Source organism: Acinetobacter sp. UBA3025, from assembly GCF_002367915.1.
Lineage (GTDB): Bacteria > Pseudomonadota > Gammaproteobacteria > Pseudomonadales > Moraxellaceae > Acinetobacter.
Window position 1 is genome coordinate 403 of the sequence record NZ_DFDO01000147.1, and the last position, 7,916, is coordinate 8,318.

Consider the following 7,916-nt stretch of genomic DNA (forward strand, 5'->3'; position numbering starts at 1 on the left):
TGACCTCATCTACTTTCCCTTATTTAAATAGAAGATATTTCAATTAATTTTAAATCATCCACAAATTTTCTTATGTCATTTAAGTCATTTAAACAGTCAGATTCAAAGGTTGTTCTGAAATATAGACCAGCGCATCTTCATTCACCAGTTCAAATAGCTCGGCCACATCCGTATTCCGCATGCGGATACAGCCATGTGACATTGCAATACCCATCGGCTCAGAATCAGGCGTACCATGAATATAGATATAACGTTGGTAAGTATCACAACCTTCGCCCTGGTTAAACCCTTCTTCAAGCCCACTTAGCCATAAGATCCGGCTGAGAATCCAGTCTCGCTGCGGGAATTGCTGTGCCAGTTCTGCATTATAAATTTCACCTGTCGCTTGACGGGCAATAAACACACTATTTAAAGGTGCCTGCTGGCCAAACTTTTCAGCGACTTTATGCCAGCCACGAGGCGTCTTGCCACTATTTTCTGCTTCGCCAATGCCATTCTTACCCGTAGAAATCAGGTATTGCTTATTATATTTTGGCAAATATAGTTTTTGTTGGGCGAGATCAATCAGGATTTCTGCCTGATCCAGCTGCAAATAGCTCATGACTTCTCTTTCTCTGTCTTGATGGTTTCTAGTTCTACTTTCTTTGTGGCCATGTGTTCTGGATGAATCATGTCCTGAACAGGTTCGGGCCGACGCCATAACCAGATCGCCACAATCAGCATGGTCACATCAGTAAAGATTTTGACTGCCAGCGGTGCTGTCGTAAATAACATGATAATGCCACTGATGAACATCATGATACTGGCCAGCCATTTGGCCTTGCGTGGCACAGTACCATTGGCACGCCAGGCTCTTAAAGTCGGACCATATTTTGGATGATTCAGCAGCCATGCATCCATTTGCGGCCAGCCTTTGGATGCCGCCCAAGCCGCCAAGATTAAAAATACTGTTGTTGGCATGCCGGGCAAGATTGCACCGATAAAGCCCAGTACGACAAACAGTACGACCAGGCTTCGCCAAAACAATATTTTCATAAATCAGTCCTACCCACAAAATTAGGGGTAGTATAAAGTGTTTTTAAAATCTGTCCGTTGTATTTGTGCACTTTTCACAGGATGTGCTATGCCCTTTTCCAGTCTAAATCATCATCTTGTAGAAGCATGGCAATTTTATCAGCATCCTTTGGTGCGGCAACTGGCATTTGCTGTTGGCAGTCCAAACCTTCTGTCTCAAATTCCAGTCGAACTTGAAGTCGTCCATGCTTTTGACTTACATGATTCTGAGACTTGGCAACATCACCTGCAAAATTATCATCCACGTCTGAAATATCTGGACCGGCATCCAGAAGAGCTGGAGCAATTCGTGCAGCAGCTTAAAAGCACCCGGCTGGGTCTGCGCTTTGAAATGCTGGTCTGGTTCTGGCTGCTAGATGATGCTTATCACCCTTATAAGCTTTTAGGTCATAGTATTCAAAAAATTGACGGTGCTAAAACACTGGGCGAACTGGATTTTCTGTTACTCAATACAGAAACTGGTCTGACCGAACATTGGGAAGTGGCGCTGAAATACTACCTCGCAGAAGCCGATTTTAGCCTGCCAAACTGGTATGGCCTGAACCGCACCGATACTTTAATCCGTAAAATGAAGCATTTCACCCAGAAACAGTTCCAGTTTGATGAGGCTCTGGATCAGCAGATCGATCAGCGTTTCTGCATGTTAAAAGGCCAGCTTTATCTTCCAATACATCGTGCAGATCAGACATTGCCTGGCTGGGTCAATACCCAACGTCGCATAGGCTTATGGGGCCAGCAGATTCCCGACCCAGCGGCTAATTTCTATCGTTTGCAGCGTCATGAATGGATTTACCCCAATGCTCAGATCAGCAGTTCAAGTCCCTATTGGTGGACAAATGGACTTTATAAAAAGGCTGATCAAGAGGATTTTTATATGTATCGTAGCCCGCTTCTATTACCCTTTCCTGCGCATAAACCCTTTTAAAACATTACATTTATTAACCGAAGCACTATGAAAACCACATATTTTTTATGTCGTATATTTTCTAATCTTAGTTCCACATCATAATAATTTTATTATCGATAATACGGAGATGATGATGAAAAAAATTCTTGCTGCTTCATTGGTAATGGCTTTTGTTTTAACTGGCTGTAACACTGTCAAAGGTGTGGGTAAAGACGTTTCTAAAGCAGGCGAAGCTGTAACAGGCACTGCAGAAAAAACTTCTGAAGAAATCCGTCAAAACTAAACTCTTTCTAGCTTCTCCACAAACCCTATCTCAGATAGGGTTTTTTTATGCGGAACATTCACATTACAGGCCATATTCGCCTATCATAGAGCCGACAAATTTATCGACTTATGAATTCACCATATGACATCTTCCGCGACTCTTGATTTAAGCCTGCAATTATTACGTCAGCCTTCTGTGACCCCTATTGATCATGACTGCCAGAATATCATGGCAGAACGTTTGAAGAAGGTGGGTTTCAATATTGAATCAATGCGCTTTGAAGATGTTGATAATATTTGGGCGCGTAAAGGTACTGAAGGCCCGGTTTTCTGTTTTGCTGGCCATACCGATGTTGTGCCAACCGGCAACCTGGATGCCTGGAACTCTGACCCATTTGCTCCAGAAATTCGTGACGGCAAGCTATATGGCCGTGGTAGTGCCGACATGAAAACCGCCTTGGCTGCGATGGTTGTAGCCACTGAACGTTTTGTCGAAAAATATCCGAACCACAAAGGCTCGATTGCCTATCTGATCACTTCAGATGAAGAAGGTCCATCGATCAATGGCACGGTAAAAGTAATTGAAACTCTGGAAGCCCGTAATGAGAAAATTACTTGGTGTCTGGTAGGTGAACCTTCGAGCACCAATAAACTGGGGGATATTGTTAAAAATGGCCGTCGTGGTTCATTGAATGCCAACCTGACTGTGAAAGGCAAACAAGGTCATGTGGCTTATCCCCACTTAGCAGTAAATCCAATCCATACAGCGTCTAAAGCCATTGCCGAACTCTGCGAAACAGTCTGGGATAATGGCAATGAATACTTCCCTGCGACGTCTTTCCAGATTTCAAATATCAATGCCGGTACCGGTGCAACCAACGTTGTTCCAGGTACGATGAATCTGCTCTGCAACTGGCGTTATTCAACAGAAGTGACTGCTGAAGAATTAAAAGCACGTATGCTCGAAATTCTGGATCGTCATGAGGTGGACTATGATATTTCATGGACTTTATCTGGCCTGCCATTCCTGACACCAGTAGGTGAGCTGGTGAATGCCGCTAAAGATGCCATTTTAACTGTGACTGGTACTGAAACTGAATTATCAACTTCAGGCGGCACCTCAGATGGTCGTTTTATTGCGCCTACCGGTGCACAAGTCCTAGAACTCGGTGTACTGAATGCCACAATCCATCAAATTAATGAGCATGTCGATATTGCAGACCTTGAACCACTGGCTGAAATTTATGAGCAGATTCTGGTGAACCTGTTAGCCAATTAATCACCAGATGTAAAAAAAGGAACTCAGAAGAGTTCCTTTTTTTATGTGCTTTGTAATGAATTACAAGCCAATTGAAGACTGAATATAACCCATTTGCGGGATGTGAAATAACTGATCCCCCATACGCACATACTGGAATACTGCGGGGTCAGTCACTTGCTGATCAGCATCGACGACTTCAGAAATACGCAGACGAATGGTTTTCGGCATTTCATTACACATCAGGGCAAAACGCTGATGCACCTCTTCTCCTTCAATCACCAGCGCCACACCACTTTTACGTGTAGGATCATTAACTGCATAAACCGGTAATTGCGCATCATGCCACTCAACCACTTTAACCTGGGTATCACTATCCAGTGCAGACAGGACAATATTTTGTGGTAACAGCATTGGATCTTTGCCGTGACAGTCAATAATATAAGCATCAATAAATCCGGTAGATACCGTAATTAAATGCTGAAGTTCCTGCTGACTTATCTGATCAGCCATTTTGGCATTAGTCGTATTCTGACTCATTTATGACCCCTGTTTTTCAGCAATTAACTGTTGAATATTCGCCAGTAATTCAGCTTCCTGGAACGGTTTGCCCATGTAGTGGGTTACGCCCAGACTGAAGGCACGTTCACGGTGTTTTTCACCAGTACGTGAAGTAATCATGATGATTGGCAGGTCACGGTGAATATCGTGGTGACGGACCAGGTTCGTGACCTCGAAACCATCCATTCGTGGCATTTCAATATCCAGCAGCATCAGATCCGGACGGACATTTTCAAGCTGCTCAATCGCATCTACACCATCTTTGGCGGTGACAATATCATAACCCTGACGCTCAAGCAGACGCGAGGTCACCTTACGTACAGTCACCGAGTCATCCACGATCATCACCAGACGGCGAGCATTGCCAGAACGTGAACCATCGCGTTGATCCTGCATGTGTTTCACACGCTGCGTACCATGGATCTGACGGGCAATATTCTGACCATCCAGAATCAGACAAACCTGACCATCACCAAGAATCGTCGCACCGGTCACCACACCAATATTGGCGAACTGGTGGCCAATTGGTTTCACCACGATCTGTGCACGTGAACCGACGAGTTGATCGACTAACAAGGCAATGGTTTGACCACTATTCCCTTTAATCAGCAATACTGGCAGTGAATGCGCCACATTATTCAGACGTGGAATTGGCTGATTCGATACGAACTCAGACAGGTAACGCAATTTGTAATTGACGCCATCAATCTTGAAGAAATCGTCTTTACTGTTGAAGTAAGTTTCCAGAGTAGATGGTGCAATACGTACAATACGGTCGATTTGCGCCAGAGAAACAGCATATTGCTGATCGCCAACTTTTACCATCAAGGCATCGCTAACTGCTACAGTCGTCGGTACGCGAATGGTGAAGGTTGTACCTTTGCCTACTTCAGAGCTGACAGATACGTGACCGCCCAGCGACTTGATCTCGCTTTGTACTACATCCAGTCCGACACCACGACCTGAAATCTGGGTTACAGATTTAGCGGTACTGAAGCCCGGGTGGAAAATGAATTGCAGTAGCTCTTCCGAATCCAGTGTCTGACCTTCTTTGATCAGGCCTTGGCTCAGTGCTTTCTCACGAATCTTTTCAGCATCAATACCTTTACCATCATCACTAAATGAGACGATGACATCTGTACCCTGACGGCTAATATTCAACAGGATTGAACCGACTTCTGGTTTATTCAGAGCAATACGATCTGCTGTATCTTCCAGACCATGGTCAATCGCATTACGCAGCATATGTTCGAAAGGCGTTACCAGACGTTCCAGAATATTACGGTCTAATTCACCTTCACTATTCTGAACAATCAATTCAGCTGGACGATTCAAAGTCGTAGAAGTCTGACGTACGATACGCTGTAAACGTGGCAACATCCGGTCAAATGGTACCAGCCGGGTACGCATCAGGCTTTCCTGAATCTCGGCCTGAATCCGTGATTGTTGCAATAACAAACCTTCAGTTTCACGAATCTTGTCGGATAAGGTGCTCTTGAAGTCAACCAAGTCCGAAGCAGATTCTGCAAGCGACTTGGACAACTGGTTCAGGGACGAATATTGGTCCATTTCCAGCGGGTCAAAGTCTGCATAACGCGAGTTTTCTGAACCGTGTTTGGCAATAATTTGAGATTCCAGCTCGCCTTCCATTCGGCGCAACTGATCCGCCAGACGCTTGATTGCCAGTTCCATCTCGTTCAGGGTATTGCCGAGCTGGCCCAAGTCCATTTCGATACGCGAACGGTTAATCGCATTCTCACCTGACAGGTCGATCATCTTCTCAACCAGATCAGCAGAGATACGGATCATCTCGTGGCTGGTATCGGTATTGCCGGTATCAACCCACTCACCCATCATACGTGGTGGCTCAGTACCATCACCTTCGACAAATTCGAAGCTATTTTCAGTGACCAGCGTTTCTGTTTTAGCCAGACGTTCTGGCAGCTGCGCAGTAACATCCACATAAGCAATCTTTTTCAGACTACTTTGGATCTGTTCAAAATTGCTATAGTCACGTTGGAAGATGGCTTGTCTTAACCAAGCCAGTGTTTTTTGCAGCAGGCCATCATACGCATTCGAGTTAAAGTGATATACCGCAAACTGTTCGAATGTGGTTTCCAGTTCATACGCAATGCTGGCTACCTGTTCGTTTTCAACCATGCGCGCACCACCCTTGATACTGTGGGCAGCACGTTGTAATTGAAGCAATAAGCTACGGTCACTACGCTGATCAAACCATTGGTTCAACAGTTTTTCGGTATTGTCGAGAATCTCTTCTGATTCTTCCAGGAAGGTTTCTTCAACAATCGACTTCAGTTCATCTTCTTCAGAGCGTTCTTCTGCTACAACTTCGACTGGCTCAGTCAAAGTTTCTGTTTCAGTAAGCTCAACTGGTTCATCTTCTAAGTCTAGAGCTTCTAGATCTGAACTTGTGTCTTCTGATGCAATCTCTTCCGCTGCATCATCTACTGTCTCTACAGATTCAGTAGTAGCTTCTGCATATTCAAATTCGACAACAGGAATTGATGCTTCTACTGGAGCTGCAACAGCTTGACCAGCCACCAATGCCTGAATATTTTGCAGAATCGAAATTGCTTCAACCGCTGGATAATCGATACCTTCATCACGGATCGACTGGATACGGTCAGAAACGTTATCTTGCACCAGACGAATGATTTGAATCAAAGTAGGCGTTACTGCAATCTGCTGACGGATGATTCGCTCATAAATACTTTCCAGTTCGTGCGAGATCGAACCGATATGAGAAGCGGTAATCATGTTTGCACCACCTTTTAAGGTGTGCAAATGACGCATCAGATTGTTAAGTGAAGTCGTATCATCCTGCTTCTTACTCCAGGTATTCAGATCTTCATCAATACCTACCAGTAATTCATCTGCTTCTTCGAGGAAGATATTCAGTAGATCCTCATCGAAATCACGCTGAGTTTCTGCGCTGTCAATGTATTGGCGATCAGAAGCAATACGCTGACTTAAAGCAGCAAAGTCAATGCTGGCTGTGGTTGCAGCTTCAGGAATAGAAATTTCTTCTGATACTTGTTCAGCAGGGATATTGTCTTCGGCAAAGATTTCCAGGTCCTGCTGTACAAATGCAGCCAGTTCACTCAAGGTTTTTTGCGTATCATCATTCAAAATGACACGCTGGCCTGCTGCTAGGGTATCGAATAAATGAATGAATTCCTGATGTGCCTGGGCAAACAGCTCATAAGCATAATCACTATTCAGCAGTACCGGTTTTTCCAGCAAGGCATCATAAGCAGATTTTAAATCTGTCGTAAACTCATGAATACCCAGTGCGGCACGGTTATCTGTATGTGCAAGCAGCTCGGCAGCCTGCTCGCTTAAAGCCTGAATATATTCCGGATAATCGACTTTAGCCCGTTTATCGAATTCAAATTCGGCATCCAGCAACAGGGCAATCTCCAGTTCAACCAGCTTAGTCACCAGACCTTGGGTTTCAACTGTTTCCGTTTCAGTGGCTGCGAAGCCATAATCATTCCAGACACGCTCAAAAGTCGCATACACTGCTGCCAGTTTGCTGCTATCACCCTGACGTAACAAATGCAGATAGTCACTGACAAATTCAGCATACTGGATTAATACAGCAGTTTCTTTTGAAGTGGATGCAATTTCATCCTGAAGCAGCGTTTTAAACAGATGTTCTACTTTAGAGCTGGCCTCGAAGATTTCTTCGATCTGGGCCATGGACGAACTGCCGCGCAAAGTATGAATAGCACGAATCAATGCATTATAATCCTGCACTTTTTCGTTTTCGCTACGCAGGAACTTGGCAATCGTTTCGAGATGCTCTTCCGCTTCCTCGATAAAGATCAA

The 7,916-nt window shown here is 44.6% G+C and carries 7 protein-coding genes; 3 read left to right on the top strand and 4 right to left on the bottom strand.

Features of this window, described 5'->3' with window-relative positions; genetic code table 11:
- Positions 1 to 88: 88 nt before the first annotated feature.
- Positions 89 to 601, bottom strand: coding sequence for a cell wall-recycling L,D-carboxypeptidase ElsL (elsL, locus tag B4J23_RS06235; protein ID WP_284879154.1), 513 nt, complete (start codon positions 599 to 601; stop codon positions 89 to 91).
- Complete coding sequence (locus B4J23_RS06240; protein WP_291359348.1) at positions 598 to 1,035, bottom strand: YbaN family protein; 438 nt, start codon at positions 1,033 to 1,035, stop codon at positions 598 to 600. The genes elsL and B4J23_RS06240 overlap by 4 nt, the downstream gene beginning before the upstream one ends.
- Positions 1,036 to 1,123: 88 nt before the next feature.
- Between B4J23_RS06240 and B4J23_RS06245 the strand changes: the two genes are divergently transcribed.
- The 3 genes from B4J23_RS06245 (at position 1,124) to dapE (ending at position 3,524) form a co-directional block, all read left to right on the top strand.
- Positions 1,124 to 1,999 carry a DUF1853 family protein gene (locus tag B4J23_RS06245; protein WP_291359350.1) on the top strand — a complete coding sequence of 292 codons (876 nt, stop codon included), beginning with the start codon at positions 1,124 to 1,126 and terminating at the stop codon, positions 1,997 to 1,999.
- 115 nt (positions 2,000 to 2,114) lie between these two features.
- On the top strand, positions 2,115 to 2,264 hold the full coding sequence (locus B4J23_RS06250; RefSeq protein ID WP_004784975.1) for an entericidin A/B family lipoprotein: 150 nt from the start codon (positions 2,115 to 2,117) through the stop codon (positions 2,262 to 2,264).
- A gap of 123 nt (positions 2,265 to 2,387) precedes the next feature.
- On the top strand, positions 2,388 to 3,524 hold the full coding sequence (dapE, locus tag B4J23_RS06255) for a succinyl-diaminopimelate desuccinylase (RefSeq protein ID WP_291359352.1): 1,137 nt from the start codon (positions 2,388 to 2,390) through the stop codon (positions 3,522 to 3,524).
- A 60-nt stretch (positions 3,525 to 3,584) separates the two neighbouring features.
- On the opposite strand, the gene B4J23_RS06260 is transcribed toward dapE, so the two are convergent.
- Positions 3,585 to 4,043 (bottom strand): hypothetical protein, encoded by a 459-nt coding sequence (locus B4J23_RS06260; protein ID WP_291359354.1) that lies wholly within the window; start codon positions 4,041 to 4,043, stop codon positions 3,585 to 3,587.
- Positions 4,044 to 7,916: Hpt domain-containing protein (locus B4J23_RS06265; protein WP_291359356.1), on the bottom strand; the 3,873-nt coding region annotated here is incomplete at its 5' end. It abuts the gene before it with no gap.

Coding starts and splice junctions, on each gene's coding strand:
- dapE (WP_291359352.1), top strand. CDS start 2,388: ATGACATCTTCCGCGACTCTTGATTTAAGCCTGCAATTATTACGTCAG.
- elsL (WP_284879154.1), bottom strand. CDS start 601: ATGAGCTATTTGCAGCTGGATCAGGCAGAAATCCTGATTGATCTCGCC.
- B4J23_RS06250 (WP_004784975.1), top strand. CDS start 2,115: ATGAAAAAAATTCTTGCTGCTTCATTGGTAATGGCTTTTGTTTTAACT.
- B4J23_RS06245 (WP_291359350.1), top strand. CDS start 1,124: ATGCCCTTTTCCAGTCTAAATCATCATCTTGTAGAAGCATGGCAATTT.
- B4J23_RS06240 (WP_291359348.1), bottom strand. CDS start 1,035: ATGAAAATATTGTTTTGGCGAAGCCTGGTCGTACTGTTTGTCGTACTG.
- B4J23_RS06260 (WP_291359354.1), bottom strand. CDS start 4,043: ATGAGTCAGAATACGACTAATGCCAAAATGGCTGATCAGATAAGTCAG.